24 protein-coding genes are annotated in these 19,862 nt (G+C 71.0%); 14 read left to right on the top strand and 10 right to left on the bottom strand.

What is annotated here, in order from left to right; translation table 11 throughout:
• The first annotated feature begins 8 nt into the window (after nt 1-8).
• The gene (locus ACZ3KJ_RS33310) at nt 9-1,154 is read left to right on the top strand and encodes a hypothetical protein (RefSeq protein WP_467532504.1); all 1,146 of its coding nucleotides are present in this window, start codon (nt 9-11) and stop codon (nt 1,152-1,154) included.
• Between the two features lie 130 nt (nt 1,155-1,284).
• Nucleotides 1,285-1,806, top strand: a complete 522-nt coding sequence (locus ACZ3KJ_RS33305; RefSeq protein ID WP_467532502.1) for a hypothetical protein — start codon at nt 1,285-1,287, stop codon at nt 1,804-1,806.
• Between the two features lie 212 nt (nt 1,807-2,018).
• Here the strand turns inward: ACZ3KJ_RS33305 and ACZ3KJ_RS33300 are convergent, their stop codons facing one another.
• Entirely contained in the window at nt 2,019-2,642 is a 624-nt protein-coding gene (locus tag ACZ3KJ_RS33300; RefSeq protein WP_467532500.1) for a DUF6417 family protein, read from the bottom strand.
• 190 nt (nt 2,643-2,832) lie between these two features.
• On the opposite strand from ACZ3KJ_RS33300, the gene ACZ3KJ_RS33295 reads away from it, so the two are divergent.
• Nucleotides 2,833-3,534 (top strand): HNH endonuclease family protein, encoded by a 702-nt coding sequence (locus ACZ3KJ_RS33295; protein ID WP_467532498.1) that lies wholly within the window; start codon nt 2,833-2,835, stop codon nt 3,532-3,534.
• Nucleotides 3,535-3,567: 33 nt separating this feature from the next.
• Here ACZ3KJ_RS33295 and ACZ3KJ_RS33290 read toward each other — a convergent pair whose 3' ends face one another.
• The gene (locus tag ACZ3KJ_RS33290; RefSeq protein ID WP_467532496.1) at nt 3,568-3,753 is read right to left on the bottom strand and encodes a hypothetical protein; all 186 of its coding nucleotides are present in this window, start codon (nt 3,751-3,753) and stop codon (nt 3,568-3,570) included.
• A 271-nt stretch (nt 3,754-4,024) separates the two neighbouring features.
• Between ACZ3KJ_RS33290 and ku the strand changes: the two genes are divergently transcribed.
• Complete coding sequence (gene ku, locus ACZ3KJ_RS33285; protein WP_467532494.1) at nt 4,025-4,930, top strand: non-homologous end joining protein Ku; 906 nt, start codon at nt 4,025-4,027, stop codon at nt 4,928-4,930.
• Between the two features lies 1 nt (nt 4,931).
• On the opposite strand, the gene ACZ3KJ_RS33280 is transcribed toward ku, so the two are convergent.
• Entirely contained in the window at nt 4,932-5,267 is a 336-nt protein-coding gene (locus ACZ3KJ_RS33280) for a DUF6233 domain-containing protein (RefSeq protein ID WP_467532493.1), read from the bottom strand.
• 449 nt (nt 5,268-5,716) lie between these two features.
• Between ACZ3KJ_RS33280 and ACZ3KJ_RS33275 the strand changes: the two genes are divergently transcribed.
• Nucleotides 5,717-5,932 carry a hypothetical protein gene (locus tag ACZ3KJ_RS33275; protein WP_467532491.1) on the top strand — a complete coding sequence of 72 codons (216 nt, stop codon included), beginning with the start codon at nt 5,717-5,719 and terminating at the stop codon, nt 5,930-5,932.
• 209 nt (nt 5,933-6,141) lie between these two features.
• On the opposite strand, the gene ACZ3KJ_RS33270 is transcribed toward ACZ3KJ_RS33275, so the two are convergent.
• Both ACZ3KJ_RS33270 and ACZ3KJ_RS33265 read right to left on the bottom strand, forming a co-directional pair.
• Complete coding sequence (locus tag ACZ3KJ_RS33270; protein WP_467532489.1) at nt 6,142-7,194, bottom strand: C40 family peptidase; 1,053 nt, start codon at nt 7,192-7,194, stop codon at nt 6,142-6,144.
• Nucleotides 7,191-7,667 carry a helix-turn-helix domain-containing protein gene (locus ACZ3KJ_RS33265; RefSeq protein ID WP_467532487.1) on the bottom strand — a complete coding sequence of 159 codons (477 nt, stop codon included), beginning with the start codon at nt 7,665-7,667 and terminating at the stop codon, nt 7,191-7,193. The genes ACZ3KJ_RS33270 and ACZ3KJ_RS33265 overlap by 4 nt, the downstream gene beginning before the upstream one ends.
• 239 nt (nt 7,668-7,906) lie before the next feature.
• Between ACZ3KJ_RS33265 and ACZ3KJ_RS33260 the strand changes: the two genes are divergently transcribed.
• From ACZ3KJ_RS33260 to ACZ3KJ_RS33225, 8 genes are all read left to right on the top strand, one after another.
• Nucleotides 7,907-8,272, top strand: coding sequence for a hypothetical protein (locus tag ACZ3KJ_RS33260; protein ID WP_467532486.1), 366 nt, complete (start codon nt 7,907-7,909; stop codon nt 8,270-8,272).
• Nucleotides 8,269-8,568 (top strand): hypothetical protein, encoded by a 300-nt coding sequence (locus ACZ3KJ_RS33255; protein WP_467532485.1) that lies wholly within the window; start codon nt 8,269-8,271, stop codon nt 8,566-8,568. The genes ACZ3KJ_RS33260 and ACZ3KJ_RS33255 overlap by 4 nt, the downstream gene beginning before the upstream one ends.
• Nucleotides 8,569-8,644: 76 nt before the next feature.
• Nucleotides 8,645-9,382, top strand: coding sequence for a hypothetical protein (locus ACZ3KJ_RS33250; protein WP_467532483.1), 738 nt, complete (start codon nt 8,645-8,647; stop codon nt 9,380-9,382).
• Nucleotides 9,355-10,884: a hypothetical protein gene (locus ACZ3KJ_RS33245; RefSeq protein ID WP_467532481.1), complete on the top strand. Its 1,530-nt coding sequence runs from the start codon at nt 9,355-9,357 to the stop codon at nt 10,882-10,884. The genes ACZ3KJ_RS33250 and ACZ3KJ_RS33245 overlap by 28 nt, the downstream gene beginning before the upstream one ends.
• Nucleotides 10,881-12,332 (top strand): SCO6880 family protein, encoded by a 1,452-nt coding sequence (locus ACZ3KJ_RS33240; RefSeq protein ID WP_467532479.1) that lies wholly within the window; start codon nt 10,881-10,883, stop codon nt 12,330-12,332. The genes ACZ3KJ_RS33245 and ACZ3KJ_RS33240 overlap by 4 nt, the downstream gene beginning before the upstream one ends.
• Nucleotides 12,333-12,337: 5 nt before the next feature.
• Nucleotides 12,338-13,933 (top strand): ATP-binding protein, encoded by a 1,596-nt coding sequence (locus ACZ3KJ_RS33235; protein WP_467532478.1) that lies wholly within the window; start codon nt 12,338-12,340, stop codon nt 13,931-13,933.
• On the top strand, nt 13,933-15,672 hold the full coding sequence (locus ACZ3KJ_RS33230) for a type IV secretory system conjugative DNA transfer family protein (RefSeq protein WP_467532476.1): 1,740 nt from the start codon (nt 13,933-13,935) through the stop codon (nt 15,670-15,672). The genes ACZ3KJ_RS33235 and ACZ3KJ_RS33230 overlap by 1 nt, the downstream gene beginning before the upstream one ends.
• Nucleotides 15,662-16,258: a DUF4913 domain-containing protein gene (locus ACZ3KJ_RS33225; RefSeq protein ID WP_467532475.1), complete on the top strand. Its 597-nt coding sequence runs from the start codon at nt 15,662-15,664 to the stop codon at nt 16,256-16,258. The genes ACZ3KJ_RS33230 and ACZ3KJ_RS33225 overlap by 11 nt, the downstream gene beginning before the upstream one ends.
• Nucleotides 16,259-16,328: 70 nt before the next feature.
• On the opposite strand, the gene ACZ3KJ_RS33220 is transcribed toward ACZ3KJ_RS33225, so the two are convergent.
• A complete protein-coding gene (locus ACZ3KJ_RS33220; protein WP_467532474.1) occupies nt 16,329-16,649 on the bottom strand; it encodes a hypothetical protein in 321 nt (106 codons plus the stop codon).
• Between the two features lie 149 nt (nt 16,650-16,798).
• On the opposite strand from ACZ3KJ_RS33220, the gene ACZ3KJ_RS33215 reads away from it, so the two are divergent.
• Entirely contained in the window at nt 16,799-17,644 is an 846-nt protein-coding gene (locus tag ACZ3KJ_RS33215) for a hypothetical protein (protein ID WP_467532472.1), read from the top strand.
• A 150-nt stretch (nt 17,645-17,794) separates the two neighbouring features.
• On the opposite strand, the gene ACZ3KJ_RS33210 is transcribed toward ACZ3KJ_RS33215, so the two are convergent.
• From ACZ3KJ_RS33210 to ACZ3KJ_RS33195, 4 genes are read right to left on the bottom strand one after another with little or no spacing between them, the layout of a single operon-like run.
• Nucleotides 17,795-18,232, bottom strand: coding sequence for a DUF6197 family protein (locus ACZ3KJ_RS33210; protein ID WP_467532470.1), 438 nt, complete (start codon nt 18,230-18,232; stop codon nt 17,795-17,797).
• A 44-nt stretch (nt 18,233-18,276) separates the two neighbouring features.
• Nucleotides 18,277-19,059: a hypothetical protein gene (locus tag ACZ3KJ_RS33205; protein WP_467532468.1), complete on the bottom strand. Its 783-nt coding sequence runs from the start codon at nt 19,057-19,059 to the stop codon at nt 18,277-18,279.
• Nucleotides 19,056-19,229: a hypothetical protein gene (locus tag ACZ3KJ_RS33200; RefSeq protein WP_467532467.1), complete on the bottom strand. Its 174-nt coding sequence runs from the start codon at nt 19,227-19,229 to the stop codon at nt 19,056-19,058. The genes ACZ3KJ_RS33205 and ACZ3KJ_RS33200 overlap by 4 nt, the downstream gene beginning before the upstream one ends.
• Nucleotides 19,226-19,831 carry a DUF4326 domain-containing protein gene (locus tag ACZ3KJ_RS33195; protein WP_467532465.1) on the bottom strand — a complete coding sequence of 202 codons (606 nt, stop codon included), beginning with the start codon at nt 19,829-19,831 and terminating at the stop codon, nt 19,226-19,228. The genes ACZ3KJ_RS33200 and ACZ3KJ_RS33195 overlap by 4 nt, the downstream gene beginning before the upstream one ends.
• Nucleotides 19,832-19,862 lie beyond the last annotated feature (31 nt).

The following is a 19,862-nucleotide window of genomic DNA, read 5'->3' as shown; positions in this document are numbered from 1 at the left end:
GAGCGGACATGGCAACACCGACGCCACCGGAACGGGCCGGGGAGGCTTTCGCGGAGGCAGCCGCCGAGGCGGTGCAGACCTCCGTCATGGCGGTCCGCCTGATCCTGGCCATCGCGGACGCGGTACGTCGCCAGCAGCAGAAGACCGGGAAGGAGGTTGAACTCCCGGACGCCGAGAAGTCGGTGGAGGAGGCTTCGAACGAAGTGAAGAAGCTTCTGCCGCCGGACATCAGCACGGCACTGCTGGAGGGCGCGGACTGGCCGCAGCTCGCGCAGCAGGTGATGGCACTTAAGCGTGCCGGGGTGGACCTGGAGATGATGCTCCCGCGTATCGGTGAGATCGCCGTGACGGTTCGGGACCAGGTCGCGGCGAACGCTGAGCGCGTGGCCCGCGAAGGCACGGACGAGTGGGCGAAGGCGTTGCGCGAGACGCTGCCGGCAGGACCGGTACGCGAGGCGATCCTGTCGTCTCCGGCGTGGCCGGAGATGGCCGCGACGATGGCGAAGCTGGATGAACGCGGGGTCGATGTGCGGGCGATTCTCGCGTCCGCATACGAGGAGGGTGTCGGCGTCGACCGGGCGGTCGCGAACGTGCTCGCGGCGGCGGAGGTGCCCACCACGAGCCGGGATGCGAAGCTGTCGTACGGGCCGCTGACGGTCGGGCTGGATATCCCCAAAGATCTCGACCTGGGCGACCGGGAACGAGCCCTTCGGCAACTGGCCATCGCACCCTCGGAGAACCAGCGGTTCGCGCGCATGGTGCGCGAGGCGATGCCGGGGGCAGAGCGGGAGGCGGAGCTGCTCGTGGCGGCGCGGCAATGGCCGCTGTTGGCCGCGCGGATGGCGGACATGGAGAGCCGGGGTGAGCCGGTGGCGGAGCACCTGGCCCGGCTGTCGAAGGACACCTCCTGGCAGGAGGGTCCGCAGTCGCAGATGGGGCGGCGGCTGGTCCAGGCAGCCAACTACGCACTGCGCAAGCCGGTCGGTGCGCCAGCGGGACCGGGGGCCAGGGTGAACACTGCGGCGGCTCGGTCGACGTCGCCGAGCGTGGGCCCTACTAAGGGGAAGACGAAGGGCGCGGCGCCTGCCGAGGCCGGAGTCGCCTCGCACCGGCAGCCGGACACACCTGTCCCGGGTCGTCAGAGGGGCCGGTAGGGGCAACAGTGCACGGCTTGGGGCGGTCAGTAGCCCGGCTCTTGTGGACGTAGTCACGTCTTGGTGATCACCGGTACGGGTGACGCGCGGCTCGTGCCCCAGGCCTGACCTCGTCGTTGGCCATGTGCTGGTGATCAACAAGGAGGTAGTGATGCGGCCGATGACGTTCAGGACCTGGGGAGTGGCGGTGACTGCGGTGGGTGTGCTCGCTGCGGCCGCGGTGCCGGCCGGGGCGTTCCCGGACGGGCAGAGGGTGCTGCTGCGCAGTGGCCTGGACGACCGATGTGTGACGGCGCAGCCGGTGCCGCGGTCGGCGGATGCGCCGCCGCTGCAACTGGCTCTGACCGCCGAATGTGAGCCCGGCGACGCAGCGCAACAGTTCTACTTCTCGTGGGAGACCCTGCGCAGCGACCAGCAGCCGGGGATGTGTGTCTCGAGGGTTCCGCAGGGTCTGGCACTTCTGCCGTGCCGGGAGGACGACCGGTCGCAGATGTGGGTGTCCACGCCGCTGGACGAGGACGCTCCCGCAGATCACATCCACCCGGCCGGCGACGCGCGCGTGTCCTGGGAGGCGGCGTCCGACGGCAGCGTGCAGGTACGGCCCACACGGGATGCCAGGGCGCAGGAATGGCTGTACACGCCCGTCGCCTGACCGCTCAACGCCCGTGCTCAGGCTCTTGGTCCGGTGGAGTGTGCCGGGCGGACTGGCGCCTCCAGCCGCGGGCGGCGTGGCTCCGCACCTGGGGAGGGGCGCGCCTGTGCCGGGGCGGGGGCGCGGTAGAGGGGGCCGCCCGGTGTGGGTGGCCCCCTCGGCTGCACGTGAGGCGGTGACCAAGGTGTGGTGTCGAGGAAGGCGGGGTCGGGTTACCGCGGCCAAGCCGCGTCGGTGGACCGGGCCCGCGGCAAGGCCTCCGGCTGGTGGGGCGGCTGGGGCTGGGGCTGGTGGTGGAGGCCGTAGTCGCGGCCGAAGCGGTTGGCTTCGGCGGCCGAGCTGGAGAGCCGGTGTAGCCAGAAGGCGTAGGCGACGGACTCCATCTGCTCCCGGGTCAGGAACATCCGCCACCGCCCCGCATTCCGGTCGTAGACGGCGGTACGGGCCAGCTCGACGAGCCCCGCCGCCGGCGGGACGGCCAGGCGATCGGCGAGGCCGACGAAGACCCTGAGCGCGTCCATCTGTGAGGGCAGCAGCTCCACCAGATGCTGGGCCGGGCCCGGCTGGGCGGGGGTGCGGGCGGGCGCGGGCCGGACACCGGTGTAGAGGAGCAGGTCGCGGCCGGCGGTGGTCAGGCGGGCTGCCCAGTACACCGGCCGTCCCTCCCATGCCGACAGTTCGGCGCGTGTCTCGCGGTCGGCCATCTCTACGAGCCCCAGGCCGTGCAGGCGGCGTAGGTACGGGCGCAGCGGCACGGCGTGTTCGTCGACGGCCCAGCCGTGTTCGGCTGCCTGTTCCACCGTGTGCAGCGCCTGAAGCTCGTGTTCGCCTTTCACGCATCCGCCCCTTCGTGCTCTCGGCTGGAAAGGGGATCTTAGGGCTGGGGTGGGATGTACTGCTGAATACCGGCTGATCATGTGACTTGCTGCGCGTGGGTGTGAACGAGGGGACTTCAGCGGCGGCGCCGTGTCCGGGGGCGCTACGAAGATCACGAATCTGTCGTGATCTCTCGTGAGGAGCCCGTCCGTGCGTCGTTCTCGTGCCCTCCTGTCCGCGGCTGCCGCGGTGTCCGTACTCGCCGCCCTCGTCGCCCCGGCCGCCGCGCAGGCCGCGAGCTCCCCGGACGCCGCTCCGCCCGGGCGCGCGCCGGGAGAGACGGTCGTGCTGCCCGTCCGGGACGCGCTGGCGGCCCTGCCGGTGCAGGGCGAGGACCGCACCGGCTACACCCGCGACAAGTATCGGCACTGGATCGACGCCGACCGCGACGGGTGCAGCACGCGCAGTGAGGTCCTCCTGGAGGAGGCGGTGATCGCCCCCGAGCAGGGCCCCCGCTGTCGGCTGACCGGAGGCGTCTGGTTCTCGCCCTACGATGACACCCGCTTCGAGGTCGCACGCGCTCTGGACATCGATCACCTCGTGCCGCTCGCCGAATCCTGGGATTCCGGGGCCTCTGCCTGGAGCGCCGAGGAGCGGGAGGCCTACGCCAACGACCTGGGTGACCCGCGTGCCCTGATCGCGGTGTCGGCGGCGTCCAACCGGTCGAAGGCCGACCAGGACCCGGCCACCTGGCAGCCTCCGGCCGTCGGCTACCGCTGCACCTACGTCACCGACTGGGTCGCGGTGAAGACCCGGTGGGGGCTCACGGTCGACTCCGCCGAGCGTAGCGCGCTCGCCGCCGTCCTGGACGGCTGCCCCAACGCGTCCGTCGAGGTCACCCTGGCCCGCTGACCCTGAGCGGTAGACCGGGGTGAGCGCTCGTGTTCAGGCTCTCGGCCGGGGGAGTACGCCGGGGCGGACCGGCACGATCTCGATGTCGGTGCAGTGGGCTGCTGCGAGTTCGGTCTGCCGCTGTGCGGCGGTGGGCTCGTCGTAGGCGACGGCGGAGGCCCGCGGTATGCCGTCGGCGCTGGTCCGGGTGAGTCCGTAGTTCTGCATCGTGATCGTCATAGGGCCATCATCCCGGGCGGTACTGACAGCGACTGATTCCGGCCGTGATCTGTTCCTGTGGCTGGTTTGTGGTGCATGGTGGTGCGCACGGGCCGCCCCGCCCCCCAGGTGGCGCCCCCTTGCCGGGCCCTGCCGTCTTCCCCCGGGCGGCAGGGCCCGCCGCGCCTCCCGGCTCCCCACGGGAGGCATGCGGCTGCCCAGGGGCCGTCAGGTGCAGCCCGGGCCGCCCGGCCATAGCCTGGATCTCTCGGGGCTGTCGCGGAGGTACCCCATGCCCCGAACCATCTGGAGCGGCGCGGTCTCATTCGGCCTGGTCACCATCCCTTGCCACATCCAGTCCGCTACCGAGGACCGCAGCATCCACTTCCACCAGTACCACCTAGGTGACCAGGGTTGTCTGGGCCGTATCCGGTACCGGAAGGTGTGCGAGCTGGAGGATCGCGAGGTGTCGGACGCAGAGATCGGCAAGGGCTACGAGTACGCCAAGGGCCAGGTCATCCCGATCCGGGACGAGGAGCTGGAGAACCTTCCGCTGCCCACCGCGAAGGCGATCGAGATCCTCGGCTTCCTGCCCTGGAGCTCCATCGAGCCGATCCAGATCGGCGAGGGCTACTACCTGGCCCCGGACGGACAGGTGGCGGCCAAGCCCTACAAGCTCTTGCGGCAGGCCCTGGCGAGGACGGAGAGAGTGGGAATCGCGAAGTACGCACTGCGCGGCCGCGAGCGGCTCGGCCTGCTGCGGGTGCGCGACCAGGCGATCGTCCTCCATGTAATGCGGTGGCCTGATGAGATCCGTGACGCGTCCGAGCTGCTGCCTGAACCGGTGGACGTCCCCGAGGAGGAGATCGAGGGAGCGCTCGCACTGATGGAGATGATGAGCCGCGACGACCTGGACGACGCCGAGTTCCGCGACGAGTACACCGAGGCGATCGCGCAGGTCATCGAAGCCAAGCGCGAGGACAGGCCCATGCCGGAGGCGCCCGAGCCGGAGAAGCCGGGAAAGGTCCTCGATCTGATGGCGGCCCTGACGGAGTCCGTGGAGAAGGCGCGGGCGTCCCGGGGCGAGGACGCCGAGGTGCACGAGATGCCGGAGCCGAGGAAGAAGGCGGCGAAGAAGCAGTTGCCCAAGAAGGCTGCGGCGAAGAAGACGTCGCCACGGAGCCCGCGTAGCGCCTGACTCACCCGTCCAGGAAGCCGAGCGCCGCGTCCGGCCGGCAGTGGCCGCACGCGGGGACGCCGTCGGCGAGCCGCCGCAGCGCCTCCTGCCTGCCGATGCCCCGCGGCCGCTTGCCCGCCATATGACAGTGGCCCTCGTGGACCCGGGCGGGGTGGCGGCCGCCGAGGCTCAGCTCCAGCAGCCAGTCGGGCGCCGGCGGCCGGGCCGCGATTCCGTGCTGCCGCTCCCGATCATGCTGCTCGGCCTGTGCTATCTGCTGCCGCACCCGCTCAAGGGTGTAGATGAGCCACGTCTCCAATGTGCGGAGGCGGGGTAGATCAGGCGGCAAGTCGGTCACGCGTTCGATTTTAGGGCGAGAATCGTCCGCCAGCGCCACCTGGGGTGTCGTTCGCGCGGACCGGTGGGCCGTGCGCCGACGTCACCCCACAGTCGGTCGTGGAGCGGCGAGGAGTGGCAGGTGCTGGACCTTGCCTACGGCCGGAGGCTGACGAAGCGCACGGTGGAGCCCCACTTCTCCTTGACGGGTGCTGCGCACCACTGACAGAGCGGGAACCCGCCACGACCGTATTTGTGCACTTTGCGCTGACATGTTGCACAAGGTCCGACCAAGTCGCCGGGGCAGGCCAGAGCGGAGGGGTCGGGTTCGGTGGCCGGGGGCGGTGCGGGGGCGCTCATTTCGTGTCCTGTTCCGGGCGACCGGCGTGAGGCCGCCCAGGACGCAGCATACGGCCGATGGGTACGAGTGTTCGGTTAGCGCCCGCTCGGCACAGGCCGCACCCTGAGGGCATGGCGTCAGCTCAGCCCGTCGTGGTCTACCCGCCCGCCGAGGACGGCGGCCGGCGAGTCCGTGTGGCTGACCAGTTCCTCGGGATGGCGTACGGGCCGCTCGATATCGCCGAGTTTCTGCGGCGGGCGGGCATCGAGGACGCCGACACCGAGTACGTCGCCGCCTCCGGCCTGATCGAGTGGCGCGGCGGCGGACCGGACGTGTGGAAGCCCTGACGGAGGCCGTCACGGGCTGCTTGGAGGAGACCATCGGGGATCTGCCGTTACCCCGGACGGCGCAGTCCGCGCCGCGGGGGCATTCACCATCGTGAGGACTGTTTCTCCGTGCGGTGCGGTTGCGGCGATTCTCGGCGATCTGTCGCAGACGACAAGTTGACGACAGATCGCTGAGAATCCGACAGATCTAAAGCGGCCCTACATGCGGGTCAGGGGCGGGTGGCGCCGTAGTAGTCGGACTCCGGCATGGCGGAAGCGAGGGAGGCGATCTCGACGGTCTTGCCGGTGCGCGGGGCGTGGATGACGTTGCCGTCGCCCGCGTACATGGCGACGTGGTAGATGCCGCCGGAGCCGCCGTTCGACCAGAACAGCAGGTCGCCGACCTTGAGGTTGTTGCGGGAGACGGCGTGGTCGGAGGTGGCGCCGTACTGGGCGGCCGCGGTGCGCGGCAGGTGCAGGGAGGGCCAGTACGCATACTGCACGAGCGAGGAGCAGTCGAAGCCGACCGTGGACGAGGCGGAGCACGTGCCGTTCAGATAGCCGTTGGTGCCGTCGCAGAAGCCGGTGGTCGGGCCCGAGGGGGTGCCGCCGCCCCAGGCGTAGGGGGTGCCGAGGCGGGCGACGGCCCGGCGGACGGCGTCGGCGCCGTCACCGGAGCCGGACACCTCGTACGAACCCGAGCCCTCGAACTTCGTCATCGTGGACAGGATGATCTTCACGTAGTTCTGGGTCTCGGCGTACGGGGGGATGCCCCGTGCGTCCTCGACGGCTCCCCAGCCCGCGTTGTAGCCGGCCAGGGCGAGCGCGCGGACGTCACCGCTGTACCCGGAGGACTTGGCCTGCTTGAGCAGGGAGCACATCATGCGGCCCTGGGCCATGACGGCGTCGCCGATGTCCCACGGGGAGGCCTCGCCGTTGCCGTCGGCGTCACGGCCCCACGTCGCCCAGGTCGACGGCATGAACTGGGCCGGGCCCTGCGCGCCGGCGTCGGAGGTGGCCGCCTCCCGGCTGGTCTCGAACTTGCTCTCCTGGTAGAGCTGCGCGGCCAGCAGGGCCGGGGTCAGCTCCGCTTCCGAGCACTCCTCGGAGGCCTTGAGGATCCACGGCCGGAACTCCGACGGCACGCCCTGGAGCCCGCCGCCGCCGTCGGACAGCTCCTCGGCCGCCGCGTCCTGGTCGACGAGCACCGCGGCCGCCAGGCCGATGACGGCCAGCAGGAACAGACCGATGACCGCAGCGGCGGCTCGGATGAGCACCTTCACGCGTGCGTCCCCCGTGTCGTGCGCCGGGCCGCCCGGCCCTTGCGCATCCGTTCGGCGACCTTCTGCCGGACCAGGTCACGGGCCGCCGTGTGGGCCCGCCGCCACTGCGCGGGCGTGAGCCCGTAGCCGGCGGCCCATGAAACCGGGTCGCGCACCCCGGAAACGCCCCGCTCAACCTGTGAAACCGCCTGCCGGACCACGCCGATGCGGGCCGCCATCTGAGCCTGTGTGAGTCCCATCCGAAGGCGTGTCTCACGCAGCGTCACAGCCGGAGCGCGATGGAAAAGATCCTCAAGCGGGACCCCGAGGGTGCGGGCCAGAGCGCGCGCGATGCGGGGTTGTGGCTGGTGAGAGCCCTTTTCGGCGGACCGTACGGTGTTGGCGCTGACGCCCGCGGCGGCCGCCAGGTCTTCGACATCGACCCCGGCTTTCAGGCGTAACGCCCGTGCCCGCGAGCCGTTGAACAGCGACAACGCCCTCTGACCTCCCCCGACGTAAAAAACGCTACCCAATGCTGTCAGTGAGTCACGCTAGCCTCTGTAGTCTCAGAAGCCCAAGATCAATATGGGCGAACGCAACTGTGCCACGGGGGAGTTGAGGCATGTCCACCCATCCGGTGACCCCAATCGCCGGAGGCCAGCACCCTGTTGACCTCCGGTTTGCCTTGATTTCCGTCCACGGTTACGGAATTGCGGGTGCCACGGCGGCCCGGATGCTCGATCCTCAGGGCGGCGGGCAGGCCCGGCTGCTGCACCCTGGCGAGTCCGTCCCGTACGGAGCGGTGCCGGTGCTGCTGGCGGAGACCACCGTGTACGGCGCAGTGTGCGTGGAGCACATGCTCCGCACCTGGAGCACCGCTCTGCCGCGGCCGTGGCTGGTGCTGATCTCCGACGCCCCCGCGCGGCCCGTGCCTGCCGCGCGCTACCGCTTCCGGGCACTGCGCTCCCGCCTCGCCGGGACCGCGACCGTGCCGTACCTACCGGTGCTGCGCACGGTCGAGTCGGCCGACGAGGCCCTCAAGGACAAGCACGTACAGGCCGCCGCCGAGAGGCTGCGGCGGCAGATGGAAGGACGATGACCATGCAGACTGCCATGCATTTGATCAACCTCGCGGCCGACGGCGACCTGATCCCCGCCACCGAGCCGACGCAGATCCCGGGCGTTCCCGGCCCCGTCAAGAAGCTGTTCGGCTACGGCCTGTGGCTGTTGGTGTTGGCGGGCGCCGGCGGCGTCGGCTTCGGGGTCTTCAAGCTGGCGGTGTCGGACAAGTCCCGCAACGGCGGCGGCAGCGAGCCGTTCAAGTGGATGGGGGGCGGTGTGGCCGCCATCCTGTTGGCAGGGTCCCTGATCGCGATCGTCAACGGCATCGCGTAGGCGGCGGACTGTGTCACGGACGAGGGGGACCTGGAACACCCCGGCCACCTGGCTGGCCGGCGCCGCTCTCGCGGCAGTGCTGGCCCTGACCGGGTACGTGGTGCTCGGCGGCAACGACGGCGGATCGGACACGGCGGGCAAGAGCGGGGCGACGCCGAGCGCGTCCAGCTCCGCCGCTTCGGCGAGCCCGGTCCCGGACTACACCGCTCCGGAGGACTGGACGGAGCCGGAGCGGTGGGTGGCGCTTCCGCAGGGGGAGCGCACCGACAAGTACGGCAGCGAGGTCGGTTTCCCGCACACCAGCGAAGGCGCGGTGTCGATGATGGTGACCAGCACCAACAACAACATCGAGCCTGGGTACAGTCCGGTCGATGGGCAGCTGAACACCTATCGCTCCTACTACGTCTCCGACGAGCAAAGCGACGAGTACGCCGAGCAGATCGAGGAGAAAGCGCGGCAGGTCGACGAGACCCTGCACCAGCAGATGGGTGTCTCCGAAGATGCCGAACTGCCAGCCGGGTCTTACGTGCGGACCACTGTGATCGGCTTCAAGGTCATTCAGGAGTCTGACGACGAGGTCAGCGCCTGGCTGCTGGGACAGGTGGCGACGAAGAAGGGAGAACTGGAGAAGGAGACCATCCAGTACATCCGCCTTGTGCTGGCGGCCCAGTGGGAGTCCGGGGACTGGAAGCTGTCGGCGAATGCGGCCGTGCGCGCCTCGCAGCAGGCCGGTTCGGATAAGCCGGGGATGGCTGTCCCGGGGGACACGAAGTTCAACGAGATTGGGTGGACCGCCATCCGGGAGGCGTCATGAGGCGTCTGGCGGCGGTTCTGCTGGCCTTGGCTGCCGTGCTCGGCGTGGGAGTGGTTGCGTCGCAGGCAGCGGCGGCGGACGACGGGCCGATCAGCACCGGTGTGACGGGTGCATGCTATGCGGTTGAGACGCTCTCGCCGATCGGGGTCATCGCCAATGTGGTCACGGCGGGCGCCGGTTACGACATGTGCGAGACGGTCGGTGACGGGGTCCAAGCCAAGGCCAACGAGGCCTGGGACGCCGTCTGGGACTCCGTTCTCGGTGACGTGATCACCTCGGGTGTCGACGTGACGAAGTGGGTCATCAGGAAGGTTCTCACCGTCTCCCTGATGTACCCCTCGGTGAATCTGGCGGGCACCGGCCTGTTCGGCGAGGACGCCACCTTGGCAGGCATGTTGACCTGGCTCGGGCTGGTCTTCGCCACTGCCGGCGCGATGTGGCAGATCGGCAAGATGGCCGTCACCGGCCAGGCCAAACACCTCGGCCGGGCCGCGCTGGGATGGGTGGAGAACATCCTGCTGTCCGCGGTGGGTCTCAGCCTGATCGCGACCCTGCTGGGTGTGGGGGACGCCCTGGTCGACGGGATGGTCGACATGACCTTCAAGGGCGACGCCACGGAAGACGGCAAGGCCTACGAGACGATCGTCGCGGTGATGCTCCCAGTCACGATCAAGAACCCGGTGACCACGCTGTGCATCGTCCTAGTCCTGCTGCTGGTCGGGTTCATCCAGCTGGTCCTGGTCTTCCTGCGGCAGGCCGCGATTCCGATCCAGTGTCTGCTGTTGCCGGTGGCCGCGGGCGGCCGGGTGGGCGGGGACGCGACCCGGCAGTGGGCGCCCCGCCTGATCACGTCGATCCTCGTGGTCATCGCCTACAAGCCGATCCTCGCGTTGATCATCTGTGTGGGCTTCAGCGAGTTCGGCAGCTCCCACACGCTCGCCGAGTGGCTGCGCGGCTGTGCCACGTTCGTCCTGGCGATCCTGGCGCCGGGCCCGCTGACCAAGGTTTTCGCCCCGTTCGGCGAGGTGGTCGGGTCGGGTCTGGCCTCCGGGGGTGTCGGTGGGGCGCTGGGCAGCGCGGCGAGCTACATCGGAGGCCGCGCCAGCAAGGACGGCAAGGACGGCGCGACCGGCAAGGGCGGCGGTGGGGCGGAGCCTCCCAGCGCGGTGAAGCACGCCAAGTACGTCGAGCGGGAACGGAACATGGGCCGCCAGGGCAGCGGTGGCGAGGGGGAGGCCGGGCGCGACGCCCGGACGCAGGCCGCACGCAACGAAGCGGGCCGCGTCCCAGCCCAGGGCACCTCGGCCGACGGCGCCACGGCCGGCGTCGGAGCGAACACCGGGGCCTCCGGAGGCAAGGCGGCCGGAGCGTCCGGCTCGACCGCGAGCACGGGAACTGCGGCGGCCGGCGCGGCCGCTGTCGCCATCGAGATCATCGACGGGGTCAACAACACCCTCCAGGGTGCGAGCGGACAGATCGGGAACGGGGGCAACACGCAGTGACCAGCCATGAGGTGCCGCGGACACTGATGGTCGACGGTTTCCGGACCCGGCAGTCCTTCGGGTTCGGCGGCCTGTCGAAGACGGCCACGATGGCCGCCGCGGGCATTCTGGTCGCCGAGGGCATCGTCGGCTCACAGGCGCCGGGCACCCTCCTCGTCACCCTTCCCGTCACGTTCCTGGGCATCGTCGCGGCGGCCGTCCGCCGTCACGGCATGTCCGCGCTGGCCTACTACTGGGCCCGTCTGTCGTGGAAGCGGGCCGCGAGGGTGGACGCCACCGCCTACCGGCGGGTGCTGCTGCCCCACCCGTACGCGCTGGACCTGCCGGGGGTGGGTGCCAGTTCCACCCTGATCAAGGCCTACGACCCCACCACCGGCCGGCACGTGGGCGTCGTCCACGACCGCGCGTCGGGCCGCATGACGGTGACGACGCTGCTGGCGCCCGGTGGCAGTCTGATGGCGCCGACCGGCGCCGTGCAGAGCAGCCTGCGGACCTGGTCGAGCGTGCTGGACGCCATGTCCACCGACGACCACGTCAAGGGCGCGAGCGTCACCATCCAGATCACGCCCGGCGCGGGGGAGGCCCTCGGCGACGACGTGAAGGCCCGCAAGGACCCGCGCGCTCCGCGGCTGGCCACGCAGATCATCGACGAGCTGGTCCGCACCACTCCGCACGCCACCGCCAGCGTGGCGCCGTGGATGAGCGTCATCGTCGACCCCGCCGCCTCCGCCAACGCGCCGACGGAGCTGGTCGACCAGGTCGCCGAGGCGCTGCGGGTGGTCGACGGGCTGGACCTGTCCGGCACGGGCACCGACATCGAGCGCCGCGCCACCGACGTCGACCTGCGCCGCCTGGTCCGCTCCGCGTACGACCCGGACGTCTTCAACGCCCGCGACAAGGAGTTCGAGGAACTGTCCTGGTCGGAGTGCGGGCCGCAGGCCGCCGACGACGGCTGGGAGGAGTACGCCCACGACGGCGGCGTCTCCGTCTCCTGGGTGCTGCGGGAGATGCCGCGCCGCCCCATCTCCTACAGCGTGCTGCTGCCGCTGCTGGCCCCGGGCCGCTTCCAGCGGCGCATTACCCTCGCCTACCGGGTGCTCGACCCCCACGAGGGGGAGGCGGTGCTGGAGCGGGAGATCTCCCACGCCTACAACCGGGCGCAGGCCACCGCCGAGGTCAAGGGCCGCGCGAAGTGGTCGCAGAAGGCCGACGCGCAGCGCGCCGAGCAGGCCGCCGCCCAGGTCGCCGGAGGCTCCCAGGTCTGCGACTGGACGCTGATGGTCACCGTGACAGCCCGCAGCACCGCCGACCTGCCCGCCGCCCGCCAGGAACTGGAGCGCGCGGTCAAGGCCACACGCGGCATCCGCATGCGGCCCGCATACGGAGCGCAGGCCGCGGTCTTCGCGGCCGGACTGCCGATCGGCTACCACCCGCTGGTGAAGGACTGATCCCCATGGCGCCACGCAAGCCCCGTCCGCCGGCGGTGACCACCCCCAAGCGGATGACCCGGCCGGCCGAGCAGGCGGCCCCGAGCCGTGAGGAACGCCGCGCAGAGAAGAAGCTGCGCGCCCGCTTCGCACCGCGCCTGGGATGGGGAGGCCCGTTCGGCGGCCGCGTTCCGGTCGAAGACCCCGGCACCGTCTACACCGGCCCCACCAGCCAGGCCGGCGGCATCTACCCGTTCCTCCTCGGCTCCGGCCTGCCCCCGCGCGGCGTACCGGTCGGCCGCGACGTGCTGACCGGCGAGCTGGTGTGCATCGACCCCTCCGGCTGGACCGGACGCCTCACCACCAACCCCGGCGTGTGGGTGATGTCGCAGCCCGGCGCGGGCAAGTCCGCGCTGGTCAAACGGCTTTGCCTGGTCTATTCCGCCTACGGGCACATGGTGTGCGTCCCCGGCGACGTCAAGGGCGAGTACAGCACCCTGATCTCCGAACTCGGCGGGTCGGTCGTCCGCATCGGGGACGGCATCGGCCGCATCAACCCGCTCGACTCCGGCCCGCTCAAGGACCGCGTGCAGACGCTGCCCGCCGACCGCCGTCAGGCGCTGCTCGACGTCCTCAACGGCCGCAGGCTCGAGACCCTGGTCGCGCTGCTGTCCACCAAGCACGGCCTGGGCCGCACCCCCGACGAGATCGAGCGCAGCGCACTCGACACCGCCGTCCAGGTCGCGGCCGCAGCCCAGCCCTCCGGCAGGGACCCCGTCGTCGCCGACGTCACCGCCGTCCTGCGCTCCGCCCCGGAGGAACTGCGCAGCAAGCTCGCCGCCGAGGGGCAGCGGTACCAGGACCTGACCCGCAGCGTCATCGCCGGACTCGACAACCTGATCGGCGGCCCGCTCAAGGGGCTGTTCGACGGCGCGACGACCACACCGCTGGACATCAACGCACCCGCCGTCTCCGTGGACATCTCCGCACTCAGGGCCCGCGGCAACGACGTCGTCTCCGCCGGCATGATCGCGACCTGGGCCTACACGTACTCCAGCATCGACTCCGCCCGCTCCATCGGACTGCTGGACCGCAAGCTGGTGCTCCCGATGGACGAGATGTGGCGGGCCCTGCGCTCCGGCCCCGGACTCGTCGACGCGATGGACGCGATCTCCCGCCTCAACCGCACCACCGACGACGTGACGATCTACGTCACGCACTCGCTGCTCGACGTCGAGGCGCTGCCCACCGAGATGGACCGGGCCAAGGCACGCGGTCTGATGGACCGCTGCGACACCTGGGTGCTGGGCGCCTCCACGACCGAGGAACTCGGGCGCGTCACGGGCAAGCGGATGCTGACCGAACAGGAGGTCATGATGGTCAGCTCATGGGCATCGGCCACCTCCACCGGCCTGGACATCGACCCCACCAGCTACGACGAGGACGACACCCGGCCCGCCGAGGAGGAGACGGTGCGCCACCCCGGACGCGGCAAGTACCTGATCAAGCTCGGCACCCGGCCGGGCATCGCCGCGGCGCTCGAACTCACCGCCACCGAGCAGCGGCTGTACCGCACGGACAACAACCGCCGCAGGACGACGACCACGGGGGTGGCTCGCTGATGATGACGGACAACGACCGCGCATGGGCGGCAGGCGGCATCCTCTTCGGCGGCGCCGTCGTCCTGTCCGCGGCCACCTGGGCCGGGGCAGCGGCCGGCGCCGTCCTCACCGGCGCGGACACCGCGCCCGCCAACGCGCTGACCGGCTACCGGATGGCCACCGACTGGGCCGGGGTGTGGCCGCACTCCCAGACCGCGTCCATCGTCGGGGCCACCGTCGCGGACCTGGCCGTCGTCGTGTTCCTCGTGTGGGGCCTGCGATGGGCGTTCAGGTGGTTCCGGAACCCCTCCAGCATGGCGACGCTGCACCAGGTGCGCGAGCTGACGCCGAAGCACGCGGCACGTACGGCCACCCGGCTGCGGGCCTCACTGAAGGAGGCGAAGTCGTCGAAGCTCCCGGCCCGCGACCGGGGCGTGCTGCTCGGCGACCACATGCCCTCCGGGGTCGAACTGCGCGGCAACGACGAGGACACCTACGTCGCCATCATGGCGCCCCGCGCCGGCAAGTCCACCTCGTTGGCCATCCCCGTGGCGGAGGAGGCGCCCGGCGCCCTGCTGATGACCAGCAACAAGGCCGACGTGTACGCCGCGACGCTGACGAGCCGCGCGAAGGTCGGCCACCCCTGGATTCTCGACACCCAGGGCGTGGCCCAGGCCGAGCGCCAGATGTGGTGGGACATGATCGCCCAGGCGGAGACGCTGGAGGGCGCCGAGCGACTGGCCAGCCACTTCGTCAACCAGATCACCAGCGAACAGGCCGACCCCTTCTGGAGCCAAGCCGCCGGTGACCTCCTCGTGGGCCTGTTCCGGGCCGCGTACTGGGAGGGCGGCAGCGTCCGGGACGTCATGAAGTGGCTGTCCGATCCGAAGGAGAAGGCGCCGCTGCGCGTCCTCTACGCGAACGAGCCCGTCCTCGCCGAACAGGTGGACAGCTCGATCAACATCGCGGAAGAGACGCAGTCCGGCATCTACCAAAATGCCCGAACTGCCGTCAGTGCGCTGCGTGACGAGAAGGTCTTGGCGTGGGTCACCCCGGACAAGCACCACCCGCGGTTCGACCCCGAGGACTTCGCCCTCAGCAAGGACACCCTCTACCTGCTGTCGAAGAAGGGCGGCCCGTCCAGCGCGGTCGTGGCCGCTCTGGCGGACGCGGTGTTCACCGCCGGCGCCGAGGCGGGCGAGCGCCACGGCGGCCGCCTGCCCGAGCCGATGCGCGCCGTCCTGGACGAGGCCGCGAACATCTGCAAGATCGCCGACCTGCCCGACCTGTACTCGCACCTCGGGTCCCGGGGCATCACGCCGATGGTGATCCTCCAGTCCTACCGGCAGGGCGTGAAGGCGTGGGGCGAGGTCGGCATGGACTCCATGTGGAGCGCGGCCACGAAAAAGATCATCGGTGTCGGCATGGACGACGCGAAGTTTGCCCAGGACGTGTCCACGCTGACTGGCGCCCACTACGTCGAGCGCGGCTCGTACTCCAAGTCCAAGGACGGCGGCAGCCGGAGCTGGTCGGAACAGCGCGAGCAGGTGCTCGACCCGGCCGAGATCCGCGCCATGAAGAAGGGCACGGCCCTGCTGCTGGCCACCGGCATGCCGGTCGCGCAGATCAGCCTGCGGCCCTGGTACGCGGAGAAGCTGATGGAGCACATCGGCCCGCAGATGAAGGCCGAGGAGCAGGCCATCACCAAGCGCGCGGTCGCCGCGTACGAGGAGCGGAAGGCGGCGCGCAGTGGCCGATGAACCCGAGGATGTCCCGGAGCTGGACGTGCCCATCGGCATGTTCGAGGACATCGAAGACCTCAAGGCCCAGGTCGCCAACCTAACGGCCCTGGTCAAGCGGCTCACCGGGGGAGAGGACGGGGAACCGGGCGAGGCCTCCGCCGACGAGGAGGAGACGGCCGGCGGGGAGGCCGCCGCCGACGAGGGCGACGAGGAGGAGTGGCAGTACCCGCCGTTCATCTTGTTGTTGGACCCGCCGGAGTACGACGACGAGCTGCGCGCGCTGATCGAGTGGGTGGAGGGAGTGCTGGTGCCCGGCTACCTCGCGGAGCCGTCGGCCGATGCCCGGTGGTGCCACCTGTGGTGGGAGCACCCCGTGGCCATCGCCCGCCTGCACGCGGTGTGGCTCGCCTGGCAGGAACTGACGGACCCGGCGTCCTGCGGGTACACCGGCCCCTCGGTCTGGCACCGCGACCACCTGGACCCCGCCCTGCGGGAGCTGCGCGGGTCCACCGGCCCGTTCGCGGGCTGCACCAAGGGCGAGCACCAGATTGACCACCGCCTGCCCAGTCTGGTGCCCAGCGCCTGGACGCACGCCGAGGACTGACGCAGCGCCACACGCCGACGGGCCGCCGGGGAGACTCCACCCGGCGGCCCGTCGGCGTCTCCAGGCCCTGCTACCGGCCGCCGATCGACCGGATCACCGCCGCCGCGTCCGTGTCCGGGTCGGCCCGCAGGGACACGTCGGTCGCGAGAATCGCCAGCTTCCCGGCCATGCCCATCAGCATGCTCGGCAGGATGCACTCCGGGTCCGAGCCCGCCGCGACGATCCGGGCGAAGGACCGCTCCAGCTCGCTGGAGAACTCCGCCTCCAGGTCGGCGCCCTGCTGCTCGGGGGACCGCGCTTCGGGGACGGTGAGGTGTTCCATGCTGCGGTCGGCCATGAGGCAGGCCAGGCGGGTGCACTCCTCATCGAGGGCGGCCATGTCGACGTACACGCGAGACTCCTTCGCCAGGTGGTTCCGGACTCCTGCATACCGGACAGCACCGTCAGCGCGCCGCCGCCAAGCCCGAGTTGGAGCAGTAGGCCGCCAACTCACCCTAGAAACTCACCTCTTAAGAGGTGAGTTTCAGCTAGGATGGAGCCATGACCACCGAAGCCGTCGCCGTCATCCCCGAGCCCGCTCCCGCCCCGTCGCTGGAGGTCGTGCCCGACCTGCCCGTCGAGGTGGCGATCGCTGAGATCGCCGCCGGAGTCACCTCCGCCCTGGTCGAGGCATGGAACGCGATCCGCGCCCGCCACCCGGACCTCCCCGAGGCCGTCATCAGCATGGCCACCGGCGGCCGCGCAAGCGCGGTCGAGCTGGCCCACTTCGCGCCCCGCCGGTGGCGACTGCGCGAGGGAGACGCCCTCCACCATGAAGTCTTCGTCACCGCCGAGTCGCTCGCCGACGGCGCGAACAAGGTCTTCGGGTACCTGCTGCACGAGGCGGTGCACGCGGTGAACGAGGCGCGCGGCGTCAACGACTGCTCGGCGAGCCAGTACCACAACAAAGAGTTCCGCAAGGTGGCCCAGGAACTGGGGCTGATCGAGCGTGACGGCATCACCGAGAAGTGGAAGAAGAAGTACGGGTTCGCTGGCTACTCGTTGGTGAGCGAGGAGGCCGCCAAGACGTACGCCGACCAGATCGCTGCGCTGGACAAGGCGATGCACGCCACCCGCAGGCCCGAACTCTTCGCCACCCGTACTCGTGGGGGTGGCAGCAAGGGCGGGTCGGCCGACGATGCGGAGATCGGTGCCGACGCCGGCACCGACACCGACGGCGAGGCGCCCACCGGGAAGAAGGAGAAGGAGGACCGCAACTACGTCAAGGCGGTCTGCAAGTGCGAGCCGTCGCCCGCGGTCATCCGGGTCTCCCCGAAGACGCTGGAGCGCCGCAACATCATGTGCGGCGACTGCATGGAGAACTTCGCGCCGGAGGAGTCCGCCTGACACAGGTGGTCTATCTGGCCAGATAACCCGCGGGCCCCGGCGGTCCCCCTTCGAGGGGGAGCCGGGGCCCGCGTCGTTGTGCGTCCGCGCCGCCGTGGTGCACCAGGTGCAGCACCTGATGGTTGATCTATCTGGCCAGATAAATTGCGCCTACGGCAGCGGGAGGTTCGGGGTGCCGGGCTGCTCCGGGCCGACGTGGCGGGCGATCCTGGCGGCCGTGCGGCAGAGCGTCACGACCTCTTCCAGGGTCCGGGTGGAGTGCTCGCTCCAGACCTCGTAGTCGACGTACGGGGCGCCCATGACGACCTGGAGTAGCGTCTCCATCACCTTGCGGGCGATGAAGCGGGTGTCGGCGTCGCCTTGGCCGTCCTTGGCGGTGCTGGCGAGGGCGTCGGACAGGTGGTGGCCGGTGAAGGGGGCGTAGAGCTGGGGGTCCCAGTTCTCGCGCTCCATCAGGTGGGCCGCGGCCTCCAGGTGGTGGGCGACGGCTTCGCCGGTCACCCGGTGGCCGCTGAGCCCGAACCACGTGTCGGGCTCGCTGAGCTGTACGGCGGCCTGGTTGGCGAGGGTGTCGAGGGTGCTGGTCATGCGGGGTGTCCTTCCGGGAGAGAGGCGGTGGTGGATGGTGCGGTTCAGACGGCGCGGAGGCGCCGGGAACGGACCGGGGGCGGGTTGCCCGGGTCGGGCCAGTCGTCGGCGGAGAGGCCGTACGAGGGCGGCTTCCAGCTCGCCGGGGCGTAGTGCCGGTAGACGTCCTCCCACGGCGCCTTGAAGTACGCCGGTAGCAGGCCGCCGCGGTTCGGGATCGGCTCGGGGGCGGCCGCGTTCTGCTCGCGGACCTGCTCGGCGACGCGTTCGGCGTGGTCGACGTGCCGCTTGCAGAACCAGTGCGGGAGCACCCAGCCGGTGCGCGGGTCCAGCTCCAGCACCTTGTGGTGGGAGTCGGCGCCGCAGATCTGCCGCTCGTTGCGGACGTCGACCGGCGGGACGTAGTCCGGGCCGACGTGGACGACCGGCTCGGGTAGCGGCCGCAGCGGCACCGCGGCAGTCTCGTCCCCGCTTGTGGCGGGTCGGCGCGGCCGGTAGACGTACGGCCGCAGGCGCGGGGCCTCGCAGCCCGGAGCCTGCCCGGGGCCCCAGTCGGCGGCCGCGCGGGGCGGCTCGTAGCGGGGCGCGTCGTCGGCGACCAGGGCGTCGAACCGGGGGCGGCCGGTCGCCGGGTTCCGGCCCAGGGCCCGGGCGGCGGTGTTCAGCACGCGCCCGGGCTCGCCCGGAGCGACGAACAGGGCGTAGGCGACGGCCAGCAGCAGCTCCCGCGCCGGCGGGGCGGCCCGACGGTCGCCGTAGATCCGGTGCGCTGTCTGCGCGTACGTCTCCGCCCGGTCCAGCCGGGGCGGTTCGTCCGGCGCGCTCACTCCGGCTCCCCGTCGGCGGGCCGGGCGACGAACGGGAGCCGAGCGGCCCGCTCCGCGTCGCTGTCCTCGGGCTCCGCGTCGATGACGACGACGACCTCCCGCGCGGCGGGCCGGGCGATGAAGGGCAGGCGCGCGGCGCGCTCGGCGGGGTTCTCCTCGGGCGCGCTCACGCGAACACCTCCACCAGCCGGACCGTCACCGCGTCCTCGTGCAGCCGCTGCTTCTTCAGGTAGTGGTTCCAGGTGCGGTTGTCGCAGCGCTGCGGCACGCCGTCGCCCGGGTCGAAGTCGACCAGGCAGTCGAGGTCCACGTCGCGGGTGAGGACTGCGGCCAGGGCGTCGGCGTCGTACATCGGCTTCAGGCCGTGGTGGACGCGCTGCCGGTCGACCCGGGCGCGGGTCGCGGCGGTGCGCACCTCCAAGGCGAGCGGGGAGAGCGCGGCCCACTCCAGCAGCACGTCGCCGTGGCACGGCTCGCTGGGCTCGCACGGGCAGGCCAGGTCCATGCCGCGCAGCTCCGGCAGCCGGGTGAGGATCTTCTCCCGGCGCCGGTCGCTCTCGTCGGCGGTCCAGTTGGCGCGGCTTCCACGCAGCCACGGACGGAACTCGGCGATGACCGTCGCGCGGGCCTCCGGCTCCTTGTAGCCGATGTCCACGAGCTGCGCGACGGTGAACGGGTTGCCGAAGTCGGAGGTGCGGTCCACGATCATGCACCGCTCGGGCTTGCGCCAACCGCGGTCGCGGCGGCGCTGGATACGGGTGCAGGTACGCATCGGGATGGAATCCTTTCGCTGGTCAGAGGCG

Source organism: Streptomyces sp. NPDC003248, assembly GCF_055563235.1.
Note: the sequence above shows the minus strand (reverse complement) of the source record. Positions and strands in the feature narration are given on the sequence as shown.

Excerpts from the sequence above, each read along its gene's own strand:
- ACZ3KJ_RS33310 (WP_467532504.1), top strand. The coding sequence starts at position 9 with ATGGCAACACCGACGCCACCGGAACGGGCCGGGGAGGCTTTCGCGGAG.
- ACZ3KJ_RS33290 (WP_467532496.1), bottom strand. The coding sequence starts at position 3,753 with ATGACGATCACGATGCAGAACTACGGACTCACCCGGACCAGCGCCGAC.
- ku (WP_467532494.1), top strand. The coding sequence starts at position 4,025 with ATGCCCCGAACCATCTGGAGCGGCGCGGTCTCATTCGGCCTGGTCACC.
- ACZ3KJ_RS33275 (WP_467532491.1), top strand. The coding sequence starts at position 5,717 with ATGGCGTCAGCTCAGCCCGTCGTGGTCTACCCGCCCGCCGAGGACGGC.
- ACZ3KJ_RS33260 (WP_467532486.1), top strand. The coding sequence starts at position 7,907 with ATGCTCGATCCTCAGGGCGGCGGGCAGGCCCGGCTGCTGCACCCTGGC.
- ACZ3KJ_RS33255 (WP_467532485.1), top strand. The coding sequence starts at position 8,269 with ATGACCATGCAGACTGCCATGCATTTGATCAACCTCGCGGCCGACGGC.
- ACZ3KJ_RS33235 (WP_467532478.1), top strand. The coding sequence starts at position 12,338 with ATGGCGCCACGCAAGCCCCGTCCGCCGGCGGTGACCACCCCCAAGCGG.
- ACZ3KJ_RS33230 (WP_467532476.1), top strand. The coding sequence starts at position 13,933 with ATGATGACGGACAACGACCGCGCATGGGCGGCAGGCGGCATCCTCTTC.
- ACZ3KJ_RS33215 (WP_467532472.1), top strand. The coding sequence starts at position 16,799 with ATGACCACCGAAGCCGTCGCCGTCATCCCCGAGCCCGCTCCCGCCCCG.
- ACZ3KJ_RS33210 (WP_467532470.1), bottom strand. The coding sequence starts at position 18,232 with ATGACCAGCACCCTCGACACCCTCGCCAACCAGGCCGCCGTACAGCTC.
- ACZ3KJ_RS33195 (WP_467532465.1), bottom strand. The coding sequence starts at position 19,831 with ATGCGTACCTGCACCCGTATCCAGCGCCGCCGCGACCGCGGTTGGCGC.